General features: G+C 69.1%; 18 protein-coding genes. 10 read left to right on the forward strand and 8 right to left on the reverse strand.

The window, feature by feature from the left end; genetic code table 11:
* Nucleotides 1-16 precede the first annotated feature (16 nt).
* A complete protein-coding gene (locus ALI144C_RS20650; RefSeq protein ID WP_076988777.1) occupies nucleotides 17-1,267 on the forward strand; it encodes an AlkA N-terminal domain-containing protein in 1,251 nt (416 codons plus the stop codon).
* On the opposite strand, the gene ALI144C_RS20655 is transcribed toward ALI144C_RS20650, so the two are convergent.
* Nucleotides 1,239-1,967, reverse strand: coding sequence for an SDR family NAD(P)-dependent oxidoreductase (locus tag ALI144C_RS20655; RefSeq protein ID WP_076988778.1), 729 nt, complete (start codon nucleotides 1,965-1,967; stop codon nucleotides 1,239-1,241). The genes ALI144C_RS20650 and ALI144C_RS20655 overlap by 29 nt on opposite strands.
* A gap of 85 nt (nucleotides 1,968-2,052) precedes the next feature.
* On the opposite strand from ALI144C_RS20655, the gene ALI144C_RS20660 reads away from it, so the two are divergent.
* Both ALI144C_RS20660 and ALI144C_RS20665 read left to right on the forward strand, forming a co-directional pair.
* Nucleotides 2,053-2,544, forward strand: a complete 492-nt coding sequence (locus ALI144C_RS20660; RefSeq protein WP_076988779.1) for a MarR family winged helix-turn-helix transcriptional regulator — start codon at nucleotides 2,053-2,055, stop codon at nucleotides 2,542-2,544.
* A gap of 137 nt (nucleotides 2,545-2,681) precedes the next feature.
* Entirely contained in the window at nucleotides 2,682-3,557 is an 876-nt protein-coding gene (locus ALI144C_RS20665; protein WP_076988780.1) for a hypothetical protein, read from the forward strand.
* Here ALI144C_RS20665 and ALI144C_RS20670 read toward each other — a convergent pair.
* The 3 genes from ALI144C_RS20670 to ALI144C_RS20680 form a co-directional block, all read right to left on the reverse strand.
* Nucleotides 3,554-4,093: an AAA family ATPase gene (locus tag ALI144C_RS20670; RefSeq protein WP_076988781.1), complete on the reverse strand. Its 540-nt coding sequence runs from the start codon at nucleotides 4,091-4,093 to the stop codon at nucleotides 3,554-3,556. The two genes, ALI144C_RS20665 and ALI144C_RS20670, sit on opposite strands and share 4 nt — an antisense overlap.
* A gap of 325 nt (nucleotides 4,094-4,418) precedes the next feature.
* Nucleotides 4,419-5,204, reverse strand: coding sequence for a ScyD/ScyE family protein (locus ALI144C_RS20675; protein WP_076988782.1), 786 nt, complete (start codon nucleotides 5,202-5,204; stop codon nucleotides 4,419-4,421).
* A 66-nt stretch (nucleotides 5,205-5,270) separates the two neighbouring features.
* Nucleotides 5,271-5,975, reverse strand: a complete 705-nt coding sequence (locus tag ALI144C_RS20680; RefSeq protein WP_076988783.1) for a tyrosine-protein phosphatase — start codon at nucleotides 5,973-5,975, stop codon at nucleotides 5,271-5,273.
* A gap of 82 nt (nucleotides 5,976-6,057) precedes the next feature.
* Between ALI144C_RS20680 and ALI144C_RS20685 the strand changes: the two genes are divergently transcribed.
* Together ALI144C_RS20685 and cobF are read left to right on the forward strand one after the other, a co-directional pair.
* Nucleotides 6,058-6,840, forward strand: a complete 783-nt coding sequence (locus ALI144C_RS20685; RefSeq protein ID WP_076988784.1) for an SDR family NAD(P)-dependent oxidoreductase — start codon at nucleotides 6,058-6,060, stop codon at nucleotides 6,838-6,840.
* 33 nt (nucleotides 6,841-6,873) lie between these two features.
* Nucleotides 6,874-7,626, forward strand: coding sequence for a precorrin-6A synthase (deacetylating) (cobF, locus tag ALI144C_RS20690; RefSeq protein WP_076989119.1), 753 nt, complete (start codon nucleotides 6,874-6,876; stop codon nucleotides 7,624-7,626).
* A gap of 64 nt (nucleotides 7,627-7,690) precedes the next feature.
* Here cobF and ALI144C_RS20695 read toward each other — a convergent pair whose 3' ends face one another.
* Nucleotides 7,691-8,746, reverse strand: coding sequence for a chitinase (locus ALI144C_RS20695; RefSeq protein ID WP_076988785.1), 1,056 nt, complete (start codon nucleotides 8,744-8,746; stop codon nucleotides 7,691-7,693).
* Nucleotides 8,747-8,856: 110 nt separating this feature from the next.
* The gene (locus ALI144C_RS20700; protein WP_237774261.1) at nucleotides 8,857-10,236 is read right to left on the reverse strand and encodes a sialidase family protein; all 1,380 of its coding nucleotides are present in this window, start codon (nucleotides 10,234-10,236) and stop codon (nucleotides 8,857-8,859) included.
* 140 nt (nucleotides 10,237-10,376) lie between these two features.
* Between ALI144C_RS20700 and ALI144C_RS20705 the strand changes: the two genes are divergently transcribed.
* Nucleotides 10,377-11,219: a DUF4429 domain-containing protein gene (locus tag ALI144C_RS20705; protein ID WP_076988787.1), complete on the forward strand. Its 843-nt coding sequence runs from the start codon at nucleotides 10,377-10,379 to the stop codon at nucleotides 11,217-11,219.
* Between the two features lie 7 nt (nucleotides 11,220-11,226).
* Here the strand turns inward: ALI144C_RS20705 and ALI144C_RS20710 are convergent, their stop codons facing one another.
* Nucleotides 11,227-11,418 carry a hypothetical protein gene (locus ALI144C_RS20710; RefSeq protein ID WP_143230758.1) on the reverse strand — a complete coding sequence of 64 codons (192 nt, stop codon included), beginning with the start codon at nucleotides 11,416-11,418 and terminating at the stop codon, nucleotides 11,227-11,229.
* 123 nt (nucleotides 11,419-11,541) lie between these two features.
* Nucleotides 11,542-13,908, reverse strand: a complete 2,367-nt coding sequence (locus ALI144C_RS20715) for a PEP/pyruvate-binding domain-containing protein (protein WP_076989120.1) — start codon at nucleotides 13,906-13,908, stop codon at nucleotides 11,542-11,544.
* A gap of 602 nt (nucleotides 13,909-14,510) precedes the next feature.
* On the opposite strand from ALI144C_RS20715, the gene ALI144C_RS54485 reads away from it, so the two are divergent.
* The 4 genes from ALI144C_RS54485 to ALI144C_RS20730 all read left to right on the forward strand — a co-directional run bounded on the left by ALI144C_RS54485 (nucleotide 14,511) and on the right by ALI144C_RS20730 (nucleotide 17,488).
* The gene (locus ALI144C_RS54485; protein ID WP_143230760.1) at nucleotides 14,511-14,702 is read left to right on the forward strand and encodes a hypothetical protein; all 192 of its coding nucleotides are present in this window, start codon (nucleotides 14,511-14,513) and stop codon (nucleotides 14,700-14,702) included.
* 67 nt (nucleotides 14,703-14,769) lie between these two features.
* The gene (locus ALI144C_RS20720) at nucleotides 14,770-15,780 is read left to right on the forward strand and encodes an ABC transporter substrate-binding protein (RefSeq protein WP_237774238.1); all 1,011 of its coding nucleotides are present in this window, start codon (nucleotides 14,770-14,772) and stop codon (nucleotides 15,778-15,780) included.
* Nucleotides 15,777-16,715 carry an ABC transporter permease gene (locus ALI144C_RS20725; RefSeq protein ID WP_076988790.1) on the forward strand — a complete coding sequence of 313 codons (939 nt, stop codon included), beginning with the start codon at nucleotides 15,777-15,779 and terminating at the stop codon, nucleotides 16,713-16,715. The genes ALI144C_RS20720 and ALI144C_RS20725 overlap by 4 nt, the downstream gene beginning before the upstream one ends.
* A complete protein-coding gene (locus ALI144C_RS20730) occupies nucleotides 16,712-17,488 on the forward strand; it encodes an ABC transporter ATP-binding protein (protein ID WP_076989121.1) in 777 nt (258 codons plus the stop codon). The genes ALI144C_RS20725 and ALI144C_RS20730 overlap by 4 nt, the downstream gene beginning before the upstream one ends.
* Nucleotides 17,489-17,493: the final 5 nt, after the last annotated feature.

The following is a 17,493-nucleotide window of genomic DNA, read 5'->3' on the forward strand; positions in this document are numbered from 1 at the left end:
CGTATACCGTCCAAGCGTGACCACGTACTCGGCTGTCACCACCACCGGCATCTACTGCCGCCCGGGGTGTGGTGCCAAGCCGCTGGCGAAGAACAACGTGACCTACGAGCTGGCGGCGGCCGCTGAGGCCGCGGGATTCCGCGCGTGCCTGCGGTGCCGCCCGTACCGGGTCGCCGGTCCGGTCAACGCCGACGCGCCGGAACTGGTGTGCCACGCCGTGCAGCTGATCATCGGCGGAGAGCTGGATCGCGGCACGGAGTCCGCGCTCGCCGAGCGCGTCGGGGTGTCGCCGAGGCACCTGCGGCGGCTGTTCCTCAAGCACCTCGGTGCGAGCCCGGATCAACTGGCGCGCTCACGGCGGGCGCATTTCGCCCGCAGGCTGCTGGACGACACGGACCTGACGATCCTGGATGTCGCGTTCGCGTCGGGGTTCGGCAGTCTGCGGCAGTTCAACCGGACCATGCGGGAGGTCTTCCGCGCGGCACCGTCCGAACTGCGGGACCGGCGGCGGCGCGCGGACCGGCTGGCGGCGGACGGCGGGCTGGCACTGCGCCTGCCGGTCCCACCGGGCTACGACTGGCCCGCGATCCGCGCTTATCTTGCGGCGCACGCGATCGCCGGTGTCGAAGTGGTCGACGGTGACACGTACCGCCGCACGATCACGGTGGACGGCGAACCGGGCCTGCTGGAGATCTCACCCGGCGACCCGGGCAACCTCCTGCTGCGCGCGCACCTGCCGTACTGGGAAGGCCTGATCCACGTGGTGGGGCGCGCCGGGCGGCTGCTGGGGATCGACGTCGACCACAGCGCGGGTGTCGCCGTGCTGTCGGGCGATCCCGTGCTGGGTCCGTTGGTGCGCGAGCGCCCCGGGTTGACCGTCCCCGGGGCGTGGAATCCGCTGGAGATCAGCGCCAAGGCCGTCGCCGGTGACACCGCGCGCATCGTGACCGAGCTGGGCACGCCTGTGCCCGGCCTGCCCAGCGGCCTGACCCACACGTTCCCCGACGCGCTGGACGTGGCCGGTCTCGTCGGGATCGGCCTGCCGGTGGACGAGGCGAGCGAGATCGCCGGTGGGTGGGGTTCAACGCGGCCCGATGTCGGTTTCCGGCTCGGCCAGCGGGACGCGTTTCCCCAGAAAGACCCGGCATTGGTGGCCGCGCTGCGCGACCTGGGCGGCCGGATGCCGCCCACATGGCGCGCTTTGGCCGCCATGCACCTCATGGTTCACGGCGCTGCGACTAGCGTCCCAGGTACATGCCGCCGCTGACATGGATCACCTGGCCGGTGACGTGGGACGCCGCCGGGGAGGCGAGGAACTCGATGGTCGCCGCGACCTCGTCGGCCTGGCCGAGCCGTCCGTTCGCGGTCCTCGTGCGGACGAACTCCCGCCGCGCGGCCGGGAAGTCGCCGCCGCGGAAGAGGTCCGTGCCCTCGGTCGGGCCGGGGGACACGACGTTCGCGGTGATCCCCCGCGCGCCGAGCCGGAACGCCAGCTCCGAGGTCCACGGCTCCAGCGTCGCCTTGACCGCACCGTAGGCGCCCTGCCCGGAGCGGGCCGTGACGGAGCCGAGGTTCACGATCCTGGCGTGGTCGGCGAGCCTGGGCAGCAGCGCGGTCGTGACCAGGACGGCGCTCAGCACGTTGCTCTCGAAGTTGCCGAGCCAGGAGGCGCGCACGGCCTCGAGGTCGTTCTCGTCCGGCGGCCCGCCAGCCAGGTCGGCGAGTCCACCCGCCGCGTTGACCAGCACGTCCACCCGCTCGGGCAGGTCGGCGAGGGCGGCGGCGACCCCGTCGGTGTCCGTCGCGTCGAACGGGACCGCGGTCGCGCCGATCTCGGCGGCGGCCTCGGCCAGGACGTCCTTGCGGCGCCCGGTGATCACCACCTGGTCTCCTGCGGCGGCCAGCCGAGCGGCCACCGCGCGGCCGATGCCGGTGCCTCCTCCGGTCACCACGGCGATGCGGGACATGAAACCCTCCTCTTTAGGTCTAAAGATCTACTCTCGCCACGGTAGCACAGTTCTTTAGACCTAAAGAGCAGATTAGGGTGGAGCGATGGAACCGGATGCCGTCGACGAGATCACCCGGCAGTGGGCACGGGAGCGGCCGGACATGCCGCTGGATTCGATCGGCGTCGTCGCCCGGATACTGCGGATCGCCAAGCTGCTGATGGACGAACGCCGCCGCACGCTGTCCACACTGGACATCGACAACGCCACGTTCGACCTGCTCGCGGCGCTGCGCCGGGCGGGCCACCCCTACCGGCTGAGCCCGACCGAACTGACCGAGTGGTGCCTGGTCAGCGGCGGGGCGATCACGCAGCGGGTGACCCGCGCCGAGAACGCCGGGCTCGTGCGCACCGCCAGGACTGACTCCGGCAAGCGGACGCTGACCGTCGAGCTCACCGAGCAAGGCCACCAGGCCATCGAAAACGGCGTGGAAACCCTGATCGGCCGGGAACACGAGCTGGTCAGCCACCTGTCCGAAGAGGACCGCGACCAGCTGGCGAACCTGCTGCGCGCCCTGCTCGGCGGGCTGACCCGCTAGCTGCGCGGCCGGACAGGTTGCAACCAATGTGGCCTTCGTTGCGTTTTTCGCAACGAAGGCCACATTGGTTGCACGGGGCCGGGGATTTCACGCTGGGCTACGGTCGTAGGCTTGATCCGATCCAACTGGGGGCGTGTATGGACACCAACGAGGCGAAGCGCATCGAGACCACGAACCACGAGCGCTACCAACTGGCGACGAGTTCGGGCTGGCAGTTCTGGGCGGACATGCCCGACCTGCTCACCCGCTGGCAGGTGCTGCCGTTCAACCAGCGCGGCGACAAGCGGATGGCGTTCGGCGTGATCCAGGGCGCCTTCCACGGCCTGCAGTTCACCATGTTCGACTTCCACCGGCGCCCCACGGTGACCAGCGTGCACACCCGCTGGACCAACAAGAAGGTCAACGAGCTCGACACGATCACCATCGACAGCGTCTGGGTGATCACGCTGCCCGCCGCGATGCCGTTCTTCCAGATCGTGTCCAGCATCGACTCCGCGTTCGACACCGAGCAGTACCCCGAGCCGCCGACGCCGGACCGCAAGTTCAACCGCTGGTACAAGCTGATCGACACCGACCCGAACGCGGCCATGCAGGTCCTCACACCGCCGGTGATGAGCACGATGCGGCAGTTGAAGGTGCACAACTGGTCGCTGGTCGGCACCGACCTCGTCTACGCGGAGAACCCGTTCTTCCGCACCAAACCGGACGACATCGTCGACGTGCTCGGCAAGCTGGCGAGCCTGGTGGCGGTGCTGCCGGTCAACCAGCCCGCTCCCCCGCCGATGCAGCCTCCGGCGCCGCAGCAGTACCAACAGCCGTATCAACAGCCGTACCCGCCGCAGGGCTACCCGCAGCAGCCGCCGCAATACCCGCAGTACCAGCAGCCGTATCCGCAACAGCCATACCGGCAGCCCTACCCGCCGCAGCACTATCCCCAGCAGCCTTACCCGCCGCAGCAGCCGTATCCGCCGCAGCAGCCCTACGGTTACCCGCCGCAGCAGGGTGGCTACTAGTCCACGGACCCTTCTGTCCACACGCGGCTGAGGATCTCGTCCACGGTCTGGTCAGGGGTCTGGTCCGATGTGTCCAGCCACAGCCCGATCCTCGGGGTTTCCTCGCGCAGCCCCTTGTCGAGCAGTTCGATCGTCCACTCGTCGTAGGTGTCGGCCTTCGACCTGCCCTTCTCCCTGGCCAGGACGGCATCGGGACGGGGCGCGAGGACCACGACGAGCAGCGGCCGCTGTTTGACCAGGCGCACCATCTCGCCCAGTGGCGCGCCGAGGATGACGTCCTGGGCGACCACCGTGAAGCCTTCCCGGAAGTACTCGTCGCACGCCATCGCGGTGAGCCGGTAGCGCAGCCGCAGTTGCCGCCACGCCTCGTCCGACGGGTCCGGCGTCATGTCGGCCCGGCCGTTGACGATCGAGCGCCGGAACGCGTCACCCCGCACGTGCACCGAGCGGTCCAGCCGCTCGGCCAGCAGTTGCGCGATGGTCGACTTCCCCGCCGCCTGGATGCCCGTGATCAGGATGATCGCCTGGTTGGTCATGGCTGTTCCGCCTCCCCGGCATTTCGCCGCTTGGTCACCTTGTGCTGACACCGCTCAGCTCAGTACGTACCGGTGGCTGGTTCGCGCCACGTTCCCCTGAGGTGCGGCTGGGTGGCCACGTGGCCTGCGTTGGGGTCATGGCTGTTCCGCCTCCCCGACATTTCGACGCTTGGTCACCTTATGCTGGCACCGCTCAGTTCAGTGCGTACCGGTGGCTGGTTCGCGCCACGTTCCCCTGAGGTGCGGCTGGGTGGCCACGTGGCCTGCGTTGGGGTCATGACCGACATGATGCCAATCCCCCGCAAATCCATTACCCCGGGCTCCGTCACCTCAGGGGCAGGCGGATGACCTTGCCCGTGCCGGGGCAGGCACCGCAGTCGGAGACGTAGGCCGCGCCCCCGGCCACCGTGAGGCCGCCTGGTGCGGTGAGCGCGGTCGTGACGACCTGGTGCGATCCGTCCCGCTTGACCCGGATCAACGCACCGGTCATGTCCCCGGACAACAGGCCGTTGTGCGCGACCTCCAGCACGTACAACGAACCGTCCTGGTCGAACGCCAGGTCGACGGCGTTGGTGAAACCGGTCGCGTACACCGTCGGCGCCTGTCCCGGCACCACACGGAAAACGCTTGCGCGCCCGGTGGGGAACGGGAATCCGGTGAGCTGGCTGACGTAGTACGCGCCGTCCGGGCCCTGGACCACCGAGGTCGGCACCGCCTGGGCCGGGATCTTCGTGCCAGGCGGCAGGCCGAGCTGCGGCGGCGCGTCGACCAGCTGCCCCGGGAACACCGCGAGCGTCGAGACTGTCCCGTTGGGTGCGACCCTGACCAGGGAATTGCCCGCCGCGTCGACCACGACGGCGCCCGCCGGGGTCACGGCCACCGAGTTCGGGTTGGTCTCCGCGCCCGCGCCGTCCGGGTCGGCTTGTCCTTCGTGGCCCGCGATGTCGGCGAGACGCACGACGTGCCCACCGGCCGCGAGCAGCGTCCCGTCGTGCGAGAACGCCAGTCCACGCGGGTTGTCCAGGCCGGAGGCGACTGTCGTGACGCCTTCGGCCTGTGCCACGGCAGGAGTCAGCGCGATTGTCAGCAGTGCGACCGCGAGCGCTCTCATCTTCGGGTTCCCCTTCCGCCGAACAGCAGTCCAGCTCAAGGGAATACCGGCGGTCGCGCCACCCGGTCAGCCCCTTTCGGCCCCTACCAGGCGATCGCGCAGCACCGGCAGGTCGTCCGCACTCACGTACTTGCCCATGTCCAAGCGGCGCACGGTTTCCAGCACCAGCTCACGCGGGGACGTGCCGTGGTCGGCCACCATCGCCGCGATCACCGGTTCCAGGTCGATGCGCCCCTGTGCCTTCGCCGCTGCCGACAGCCGCGAGGAACTGGCCTCGTAGTCGTCGGCGATCGCCGTCGCGGACACGCCCGCCAACGCCAGCAACAGGATCACGACGAGCCCGGTGCGGTCCCGGCCCGCGGCGCAGTTGACCAGCACCCCGCCGGGCTTGGCGTGCGTGATGGCACGCAACGCCGCCCACAGCAGGTGCGGGCACCTTTCCAGGTATGGCTGGAAGTACAGCGCTGTGCCGTGCAGGCCGTTGCCCCACTGGTTCCAGAACTCCGTGTCGTCCAGCGGATCCAGTGGCACGTTGAGCACGTCGATGTCGGTCAGCTGCGGCATTCCCGTTCGCTCGTCCGGGTTTCGCAGGTCCACGATGGTTCGGATGCCGTACGCGCGCAGCGCCGCCCAGCCGTCCTCGGTCAGTTTCTCCGGCGCGTCGGCGCGCACCACGGCCCGCGTCCTGGTGCGGAAGCCGCCGGTGGTGGCCAGTCCGCCGAGATCGCGGACGTTCACCAGGCCGGGCCAGTCCAGGTCTCTGCCCTCCATGCCCACACCAGACGCCGGACTGCGTGATCAGGTTGCGTGCCGGATGATGGACGGACCGACTTCGGCAGAAGGGGACTGGGTCATGCGGCTGGACCTTTCCGGCAGGACCGCGCTGGTCACAGGATCGACGCAGGGCATCGGCGCGGCCATCGCGACCGGGCTGGCGTCGGCGGGCGCGCGGGTGGCGGTCAACGGTCGCAGCGCCGGGAAGGTGGCCGCCGCGATCGAGGAGTTCGGCGGCACCGGCTTCGTCGCCGCGCCCGGCGACGTCTCGACCGACGAGGGCACCCGCCAGGTGCTCGACGCCGTGCCCGACGTGGACATCCTGGTCAACAACCTCGGGATCTTCGGCGCGCAGGAGCCGTTGGACATCAGCGACGACGACTGGCGCCGCTACTTCGAGGTGAACGTGCTCGCCGCGATCCGGCTGACCCGCGCGTACCTGCCGGGCATGACCGGGCGGCAGTGGGGCCGGATCCAGTACATCGCCAGCGATTCGGCCATCGTCACCCCGGCGGAGATGATCCACTACGGCGTGTCCAAGACGGCGTTGCTCGGCGTGTCCCGCGGCTTCGCCAAGGCCGCCGCGGGCACCGGCGTGACGGTCAACTCGGTGATCGCCGGGCCGACGCACACCGGCGGCGTCGAGGACTTCGTGTATCAACTTGTCGACAAGAACCTGCCGTGGGACCAGGCACAGCGCGAGTTCATGCGGCTGCACCGGCCTCAGTCTTTGCTGCAGCGGCTGATCGAGCCGGAGGAGATCGCGAACATGGTCGTGTACCTCAGTTCCCCGCTCTCCTCGGCGACCACCGGCGGCGCGATTCGGGTGGATGGTGGTTACGTGGACTCGATCCTGCCCTGAGCTGGGTCGATGCCGTGGGGGACACTGGTGGCCATGCGGAAGATCCTGGTAATCGGCATCGGCGCGGGTGACCCCGAGCACATCACGATGCAGGCTGTCGGCGCTCTTGGCCGGGTCGACGTGTTCTTCGTGCTGGACAAGGGCGAGGTCAAGCAGGACCTGGTCGACCTGCGGCGGGAGATCCTGCGGCGGTACGCGCCCGCCGACGGCTACCGCGTGGTCCACGGCCGTGACCCGGAACGCGACCGCACCACCGACGCCTACGTCGAGGCGGTGGACGACTGGCGCAGGCGGCGCGCGGACGTCTGCCAGGAGATGCTCGACGCCGAACTGACCGACGGGCAGACCGGTGCTTTCCTGGTCTGGGGCGACCCGACGCTGTACGACAGCACACTGGCGATCCTCGACGACATCTCGGCGCGCGGGGTCGACATCGACATCGAGGTGATCCCCGGTGTCAGCAGCGTTTCCGCGTTGGTCGCGCGCCACCGGGTCCCGCTCAACCAGGTCGGCAGGCCGGTGCAGATCACCACCGGGCGCAGGCTCGCCGAGTCGTGGCCGTCCGATGTGGACGATGTGGTGGTGATGCTCGACGCGCGGACCGCCTTCGCCGCGCACACCGAGCAGGACGCGACCATCTACTGGGGCGCCTACATCGGCACGCCGGACGAGATCCTGATCAGCGGCCGACTGTCCGAAGTGGCCGACCAGATCGTCGAGGCACGGGCGGAGGCACGCGCCCGCAAGGGGTGGATCATGGACACGTATCTGTTGCGACGCCAATGAAACCAAAGCAGTGGAGACCAGGGCGCCCCGTCCGCGTCCGATCCGGGGCGCCCTGACCTCGTCTCTACCTTCCCTGCAACGACTTGACGTTGTTGCCGAACGAGAAGCTCCGCGAGCCGTCCCAGTTGATGGACCACGTCATCAGGCCCTTGAGCTGGCCGTTGAACGCCCGCCACGCCTGGGAGACCAGGCCCGTCGACATGTAGCCGCCGCCCGCGCCCGGCTGCGCGGGCAGGCCCGGCACCTGCTTGTCGTAGGGCACCCTGATCGTGGTGCCCTGGATCACCAGGCCGGTGTTGAGGCACTGGGTCTGCACCTGGAACCCCTGCACGGTACCGGCCTGGTACGAGTCGCCCTTGCAGCCGTACATGCTTCCGTTGTAGTACTGCATGTTCAGCCACCACAGGCGGCCGTTGTCCGCGTACTTCTTCACGATCGGCAGGTAGGCGCCCCAGATCGAGCCGTAGACGACGCTGCCGCCGGTCACGTACGCGGTCTCCGGCGCCATCGACAGGCCGAAGTTCGACGGCATCTGCGCCAGCACGCCGTCGATGATCCGGATCAGGTTGGACTGGGACGGCGACAGGGAGTTGATGTTGCCGCTGCCGACCAGGCCGGTCTCGATGTCGATGTCGATGCCGTCGAAGTTGTACTTCTTCAGGATCGGCACGATCGTGGCGACGAACCGGTCGGCCACGGCGGCCGAGTTGAGGTCGATCCCGGCCGCGGCACCGCCGATGGACATCAGGATGGTGGCGCCCGCGTCCTTGGCCGCGCACATCTCGGCCGGGGTCGAGACCTTCACCGTCGCGTCCATGCCGTCTTCCCACAGCACGGTGCCGTCGCCGCGGATCACCGGGAACGCCGCGTTGATGACGTTGTAGCCCGCGTTCTTGATCCGCGCGTCGTTGATGGGGACCCAGCCGAACGGCGGGTGCACGCCGTTGGCGGCACCGTCCCAGTTCTCCCAGTAGCCTTGGAGCACTTTTCCGCTCGGCCTGGACTTGACCGCGCAGACGTCGGCCTGGACGCCCGGTGCGGAGGCGGCTGCGGGGACCTGGACGGCCGCCGCGAGCACCAGGCCTAGACCTAGGCCGAGTAGACGTGACAAACGAGCCATAACGGCTCCCTTCTGGGGCACGACCTGGCAGCCGGCGTAACCCACCACCGGCTCGCGCCGCCAGAAGTGATCTGCAGGGTCCCTTCAACGTAGAGGTTTAGACCACTGGGTCACAACCCCGCTTTCGGCTGAACCCGGGAGATGTGCACGTCAGAGCGGTTCTCCTGGTCCTTGTTCGCCATGGCGAACAACGGGACGAACGCGTTCCCGGACGCCACCAGCCCGTAGTAGTCGCCCAGGTACAGCGAAGCGGGCTGGCCGACCACCGGCGCCCCGGCGTAGTCGAACGACGCGACGCGTTGGTGGGACCAGCGAACACCGTCGCGGGACGTGGCCAGCCGCAGGTTCGCGGGCAAGGTCGTCGGGTCGGACGTGTTGTCGCGCAGGTCGTGATAAGACACGCCGACCATCCCGTCCCGCCGGACAGCGAGCGCCGGGGCGAACGCGTTCGCACTGACCTGCACCGGAGCGCTCCACGTCGAACCGCCGTCACCGGACCGGGACACCACGACCCCGTCCCGCGTGCCGCCGGAGAACCGGGAGTCCTGCCAGGCGATGTAGAGGTCACGGCCACCCGCCGCGACCTGGACGAAGCTGGAGCCGTCCCGGATCGGGGTACCGGTCTCGGGGTCCTTGACACCCGCCGGGGTGACGTCGGCGACCTTGCTCGGCGCGGACCAGGTGCGTCCCCTGTCCGCCGACCGGACGACCGCGGCCTCCAGCTTGAAAGTGCCGTCCGGGGCCGGGTAGTAGCGCGTGTACGCGTTGACCAGCGAGCCGTCCGGTCGCACCACGATCTTGTTGGCGACAGTCTGGCTGTTGCGGCCCGGGTCGTGGACCACCTTCGGCGGTTCCCACGTGCGCCCGCCGTCGGTGCTGCGCGCCAGCCGGGTCGTGCCGGTGAAGTCGGTGCCGCCGAGGAGTTCGATCCGCGTCCAGACCACGTAGACCAGGCGCGGGTCGAGCGGATCGGCCGTCACCGCGGGCAGGTCGTTGAAGACCGACGGGCCGCCGTCGCGCGTGAGAACCGTTGCCTGGCCCCAGGTCAGCCCACCGTCCCCGGACCGCGAGACCTGGATGGCGTGCTCCGAGCCTGGTTCGAAGAACGGCTTCGTCATGGCCAACGTGGCCAGGTACGCGGTGGAGTCCGGCCCCACGGCGACCCAGGAGTCCGTGGCCCGCTTGAGGTTCGTCCCACCGGAACACTCCGAAGTGGGCGGAACGGATCGCCGCCAGGTGCGACCGCCGTCGAAGGACGCGGCCGCGAGCACACCCTGCGAGGCGAAAGTGGACCACCGGTCCTGCTGGTAGGTGGCAACTAGGTGTGCCGGGTTACGCGGGTTCACCGCGAGATGCGGCTGCACCTCGGCATTGCGGTACAACGTGCCCGGCCCGGTCTCGCCGCATCCGGCGGGGAACGGCGACGGCCCGGACACCCGCACCGAACCGTCACCGGCGTGGGCGGTTGCGCCGAACAGCAGCGAACTCACGGTCAACGCAACAAGAGTAAGCAGTCTCATCGTCAGGATCCCCCTGTCCCGCTGCTTGGCGTCGTCAGGCTAACCCGGCCCGTCCCCGCTGACCAGGGGTTGCTGCCCGGCCAACTGCGGGCCATGGCAAGGTTTCAGGCATGGACGAAGTGCGGGGGCGCGACGCGACGTGGACGTTCGACCTGGAGAACCTGCGGATAGTGCCGGGGCACGGACGTGGTGTGCACAAGCTCCGGCAGGCCATCGGCGAGCTGTCCGTCCCGGTCGAGGCGATCGCGGGCATGTCCTACGAGTCCGGCCGCAAGGGCGGCCGGTTGCGGCTGCGGCTGCGTGAAGGCGCGGATCCGCTGGTGCAGGCGACCGGTGGGCAGCTCGGCGACGGCGCCGACCCCTACCTGCTGGCCGTGGACACCGACCAGACCGCCACCGGCCAGTACTTCGCCGAGGCCGTGCGGACGGCGTTGCTGGTCCAGCAGGTGTCCCCGGAGCCGACGACCGAGTACCTGCTGCCCGCGCCCGGCGTGCCGATCTCGGCCACCGCCGGTGACGGCACCGCGACGTTCGACGGCGAGTTCATCCGGTTGGACTGGGGCTGGATGGCCAAGGAGAGCAAGCAGGAAGCCGGTCCTGTCCAATTGGCACTGTCCGATGTGACGTCGGTCGAATGGCGGCCGCAGAGCGGTTTCGGCTACGGGTATCTGCGGTTCCAGACCCGGGGCGTCACCACGCTGCCCTCCCCCGAGCACGACCGGAACTCCCTGTCATGGGGTGTCCAGCGAGAAGGCGGGACCACGGCGCTGGTCGCCGCCGCCGTGGTGTCCCGACTGCCGCACCCCATGGGCAGCCCGGCCGTGGCTGCCCCCGTCGCGGACGATCCGGACGCCATGCTCCGGCGGTTGCGTGAACTCGGGGACCTGCACAAGGCCGGTGTGCTCACCGACGCCGAGTTCACCGCGGCCAAACAACGGCTCCTCGGCCTGTGACCGACGGTCACCCCCATGGCGGGAACTGTTCGACCGGTTTGTCCTTCAGGTAGTCGTTCATGAACGTCTGCCAGGCTTTTCCGGCCGCGCTCTTCCCCGTCAGCACGGTGCCGCCGCTGTCCTTCAGCGCCGAGTTGTCGTTCGAGCCGACCCATACCGCTGTCGAGATCTGCGGCGTGTAACCCACCATCCAGGTCAAGCAGTTGTCCTTGATTTCGGTTTTCCTCGTCACCGCACAGCCGTGGTTTCCCGGTTTGCCCGCGCAGGGGCGATTTTCCGCGCACGGCAGGGTCGCGGCCCCATGCGGCTGGATCAGGACGCGTCAGTATGCCAGTCGGGTGACCGTTCCCCTGCCGCCGTCCACCCGGATCCGATCGCCCGTGGACAGCAGCGCGGTGGCGTTCCCGCAGCCGACGACGGCGGGGACACCGAGTTCACGGGCGACGATGGCGGCGTGCGAGAGTGGCGCGCCGATGTCGGTGACCACGGCGGCCGCACGCGGGAACAGCGGCGTCCACCCGATGTTGGTCACCGTCGTGACCAGGATCTCGCCCTCGCGCAACGCCTCCGCTTCCTCCACAGTGGACACGACACGTGCCGTGCCTTCCACCACACCGGGCACACCGGCGAACCCGGTGATCACCGAGGCGTCCGGGACGTCCACCGAGGAGTTCTCCGGCTCGAACCGGCCGCTGATCAGCGTCGGGTACGGCGGCAGCGCCGAGTAGTGCGCGTACGCGGCCCGCCGGGCGGGGATCGCGGCCACCGGTTGCGTCGCGCCGTCCAGGACGTCGACGATCTCGTCGAACCCCAGGAAGAACATGTCGTGCCCGGTGAGCTCGCTCGCCCGCTGCGCGAAGGCGCGGAACACCCAGAAGGACCGCGCGAACTCCGAACGGGCCCGTTCCCGCTTGCGCGCCGACTCGGCCGCGCGCTCCAGCTTCCCGGCCAGGCCACGGGCCGCGCGCGGATGTGCGGCTCGCAGCCGTTCCCACGCCTCGGCACGGGCGTTCGCCTGACGGGTGAGCAGATCCTCCGGCGACGACGTCATACCGTCGAGCAACCGGTTGACCCACGCGGGGTCCTCGCCCGCCCGCGGCACCGAGATCTCGAACTCGTCGTGCCCGCGGTGCCCCCACGCCTCCAGGTATTCGTCCTCCGTGATCTCGCCGCGCCGCAGCCGCGCGAGACCCATCACCGGACCGAGGCTGACCAACTCGTCCGACGAGGTGTGCAAGCCGGACAACAACAACGCGGCGTCGGACGGGCCGACGAGCTCACCGAGCCGGACGCTCAGACGCGCCGCGCCCGCCTGCCGCGCACCGGCGTCGAACGTCCGGCAGGCCACCAGGAGGTCCGCGATGTCCGAACGCCACAACGCGGCCAGTTCGCGAGCGGTCGACGTCGCGGAGATCCTTTCGCGCAACGAAGAGCAGCGCCGCGGGTTCGCGGCGACCAACGCGTCGAGGTTCCTGCTGTACGCGCGGAAATCCCGTGCGAGCCGGACAGCGGCCGACACGGTCGCCCGCAGCACCGCCACCCTCGAGACCGGCAGCCGGGGAATGGGCATGTCGTCGGGGATCGTGCCGAACATCTGCCCGGCTGTGCGGCGCGCGACGCCCGCGAGGCCGAGCGCGGTCAGCACCGCCATGGCCGTGCTGACGTTCAGGTAGAACCGGCCGCCGATGTTGCCCGACGTCGGGTGCCCCGCGATCGGCGGCAGCGCGAACGACCGCGCCAGCGACCACGTCGCCGGTGTCATCACGCTCGGCACGGCCTCACGCAGGTTGGCGCACGTCCACAGGTAGTCGCCGAGCAGCGTGTCGTTCCAGACCTCGAACGACTCGGCCGGCGCGGTGGTGATCGGCCGCGCCTGCAGGATCGTGAACTGTCCATCGTGGACGGCCCACTCGACGTCCATCGGCGTGCCGTACAGCTCCTCGATCCGCCTGCCGAGCGCGCCGAGTTCACGGACCTGATCGTCGGAAAGCACGGCCTGGGAGCGCTTCGAGACCGGTACCGGCGCGGTCGCCGTGCCGTCGGCGGTGAGCACGGTCATCACGGTCTTCTCCGCGATGGTCGACCGCACCGCGTCGCCCGTCAGGACGTAGGTGTCCGGCGTGACGTCCCCGCTCACGACGGCCTCACCGACACCCCACGCGGCGTTGATCATGATGGAGCCGCGCGATCCGCTGACCGGGTCGGCCGTGAACATCACGCCCGCGGCCGTGGCGGGCACCATCACCTGCACCACGACCGCCATGTCCGTCGACGCCACGTCGTTGGTGGAGCGGTAGTGAACGGACCGCTCGGTCCACAGTGACATCCAGCAGCGGCGGACCGCGTCGAGCACCTCGTCGGCTCCGGTCACGTTGAGGAACGTGTCGTGCTGCCCGGCGAAGGACAGCTCCGGGGAATCCTCGGCCGTCGCCGACGAACGCACCGCCACCGCCAACGGATTTCCGTGCGACAGCGCGGAATAGGCCGAACGGATGACATCGGCCACCGCCGACGGGACCACATCGGTGCAAGCTGATACGAAATCGCGATGTGCGCTGGTCGTGACGCAGAAACCGGCCGGAACCGGGATGCCCGCGGCCGTCAGCCGCGCCAGCGACGCCCCCTTGCCGCCGACTGTGACCAGGTCGGCACCGGCGTCGGACAGCGAAAGGATCAGCGGATGGGTCATGACCCACATCATCCCAGGTGAGGTGTCCGCTAACCGGACGCGGGCGGGCGGACACCGGGGACGGAAATCCCAGCCAATTCCGCCATCCGGCAGCATCCGCGCTGCGTGCGTACGGCGTCGGGCTCTTGCGCTGGTCGCTAAGCTGTCCGCCGGGAGGCGAAGGGCGTCGGGCTCTGCGCACGGTTCGCTAGGTATTCACGAGGGAGCGACCGTATTTCGCAACGAGTCCTCTACGTTCGCCGGCGAGCAGCAAACGGCGTGGAGGGTAGACCAGAATGACCAGGTCTGGTGACGCTCCGTTGTGCGCTGATCACGGGCCGCAGGCTCGGGTCGGCGTGGCACACGGGGCGGCGCTGCCTACGACCGGATGGCACAGCGGGGGCGCGGGCGAAGTCGGCACGCTCCTCAATGCACCGTACGGTGAGGACTTTCCCACCAGGCCATGCGCCATGCGCATTCCCGGTCGCGTTCGGCCATATGGCGGCGCGACACTCCCAACGCGGACGAATCGGGACCATCCACTTCGTTTGCCAAGTGGACACTCGGCGAACCGCTCTGGACGAACGGACGCACACCACGCCGTCCGGGTCACCCCCGGTCGGTTGCTTTCCCACGAAGTACCCCCGCTCGGCCATCCCGTCGCCGGGGTGCCGGAGCACCGCTCGCTGGACGGCCGCCTGGACAACCACACCGGACACCCGCACGGGGATCACGCGGTGATCGCCGTGTGGGTCGCCGCGCCGGCTGTCCGAGTGGCGCCCGGTTCGTCCCGTCCGGACCGGACAGCCGCCTGAAGGCCGGACACCCGCTGGAAAACCCAACAATCCGGAACTCCCCTACCCCGTCCCCCTGGAGTTCGTTGTGCGATCCCGTCCCCTTACCCGTCTACTGACCGCGGTCCTCTGCGCCGTCGGAATGCTCGGCGTGGCAGGCCTTTCCGGCTGCTCGTCGTCGCCCGCCGGGTCGTCGACCAAGATCACCGTCGGCTTCTCGGCGTGGCCCGGCTGGATCCCGTGGCAGGTCGCCCAGGAACAGGGCCTGTTCAAGAAGAACGGCATCGAAGTCGACCTGAAGTGGTTCGACAGCTACACCGACAGCATCAACGCGCTGAACAGCGGCGCGATCGACGCCAACTGCCAGACCCTCAACGACACGCTGTCCTCGGTCAGCGGTGGCGCGAAGCAGACCATCGTGCTCGTCAACGACAACTCGACGGGCAACGACAAGATCATCGCCAGGGAAGGCATCTCCAGCGTCGGCGACCTGAAGGGCAAGAAGGTCGCGGTCGAGCAGGGCACCGTGGACCACTACCTGCTGCTGCTCGCCCTGGCCGAGGCGAAGCTGACCGAAAAGGACATCGAGCTGACGCCGATGACCACCGACGCGGCCGCGAACGCGTTCCTCACGGGCAAGGTCGACGCGGTCGGCGCGTTCGCCCCGTTCACCACGACGGCGCTCGGGCGGCCGGGCAGCCGCGCGATCGCCACGTCCGCCGAGTTCCCCGGCGCCATCCCGGACCACCTGGTGTTCAAGGCCGAGATCGTCAAGAACAACCCGCAGGTCGTGCAGGCCATGGTGAACACCTGGTTCGAGACCACGGCGTGGATCAAGGCCAACCGCTCGCAGGCGATGGACATCATGTCCAAGCGCGGCGGTGTGTCCGTCAAGGACTACGAGGCCTACGACTCGGGCACGTCGATCTTCACGCGCAAGCAGAACCTGGACGCGTTCACTCCCGGTACCACTCCGCAGCACCTGAACCACCAGGCGCGGCTGGCGTCCGAGTTCCTCACCAACACCGGACTGGCCAAGAACCCGCCGAACCTCGACGGTCTGTTCGATGACACGTTTGTCAAGGCGGTAAAGGAGTGAAACCCGCCGAGACGAACCGCGTCTCCGCCGACGAGCAGGCCGCCCAGCGTTTCCTGGAGGCCGAACGGGCAGAGCGGGGCGGCGTCGCGACAGCGGCGCAGTCCGGCCATAACGACTGGGCGCCGTTGCCGCGGCGGTCCAGACCCAAACAGCCGTCCGCGCTGCTGACCATCCGCAAACCGATCCCGCGCCGCACGAAGCTGACGCTGAACATCCTGTCGTTCGCGGTCCCGTTGCTGGTGTGGATCCTGTTGAGCGCGACGGAGGCGGTCGACCCGAAGATGCTGCCGTCGCCGCTGGCGGCGCTGAGCGCGGGCTGGGATCTGGCCCAGTCGGGCAAGCTGTTCACCGACTGGTGGGCCACGGTCGGGCGCATCCTCTACGGGTTCGGCCTCGCCGTCGTCGTCTCGGTGCCGATCGGGATGGCGATGGGGACGTTCGCGGCGGGCCGCGCGTTCTTCGAGCCGATCATGAGCCTGCTGCGGTACCTGCCGCCGAGCGCGCTCATCCCGCTGATGATGATCTGGCTCGGTGTCGACGAGGTGCTCAAGATCGGGGTCCTGTTCATCGGAACGGTCTTCTACAACACGTTCATGACCGCCGACGTGGTTCGATCCGTTCCGCCGCAACTGGTCAACGTGTCGTACACGCTCGGGGCGCGACGTAACGAAGTACTGCGCAAGGTCATCGTGCCGCACTCGCTTCCCGGCATGATCGACGCGGTCCGCGTCAACATGGCGGCGGCGTGGAACCTCGTCGTCGTCGCCGAGGTGATCGCGTCGACGACCGGTCTCGGCCGCGGCATCGTGCAGGCGCAGCGGTTCAACTCGGTCGACGAGATCTTCGCGATGCTCTTCGTGATCGGTGTGAGTGGTGTGCTCATCGACGTCGCACTGCGGCTGCTGCGTGACCGGGTCGGGCGGTGGGCGGCATGAGTTCGGGACTGCTCGAGATCGAGGGTGTGAGCAAGCGCTTCGCTGTCCGGGGCGGCACGATCAACGCGTTGGACGGCATCGACCTGACGGTGTCACGTGGCGACTTCGTGTGCGTCTGCGGGGCGAGCGGATCGGGCAAGTCGACCTTGTTGTCACTGGTCGCCGGGCTCGACTCGCCGTCGGACGGCCGGATCACTGTGGACGGAAACGCGGTTGTCGGTCCTGGACCGGACCGCGGGCTCGTACCACAGGCCGGCAGCCTCTACCCGTGGCGAACGGTGGAACGCAATGTCGCTTTTGGACTAGAGCTGCTGCCGGTCGATTCGGCCGAACGGGCACGCCGGGTGGACTGGTACCTTGCCGAGACCGGACTGACGGCCTTGCGCAAGTCGTTGCCACGGCAACTGTCCGGTGGCCAGCAGCAACGCGTGGCGATCGCGCGCGCGCTGGCCTGTGAACCGGAAGTGCTGCTGCTCGACGAACCGTTCGGGGCGCTGGACGTGCAGACCAAAGAGGACATGCAGGTGCTGATCCGTCAGGTGTGGCGGGACACCGGCACCACGGTGCTGATGGTCACCCACGACGTCGAGGAGGCCGTCTTCCTCGGTTCACGGGTGGTCGTGATGGAATCCGGGCCGGGCAGAGTCGCCTCCGACATCACGGTCGAGCTTCCCGCTGACCGGGACCTGGCGATCAAACGCACCCCCGAGTTCCTCGCGCTGCGGGCGACGATCGAAGATCTCGTCCGCGCGCAGCACCGCAAAGTCAGCTGAACCGC

The organism is Actinosynnema sp. ALI-1.44, from assembly GCF_001984155.1.
In the GTDB taxonomy this organism is placed as follows: domain Bacteria; phylum Actinomycetota; class Actinomycetes; order Mycobacteriales; family Pseudonocardiaceae; genus Kibdelosporangium.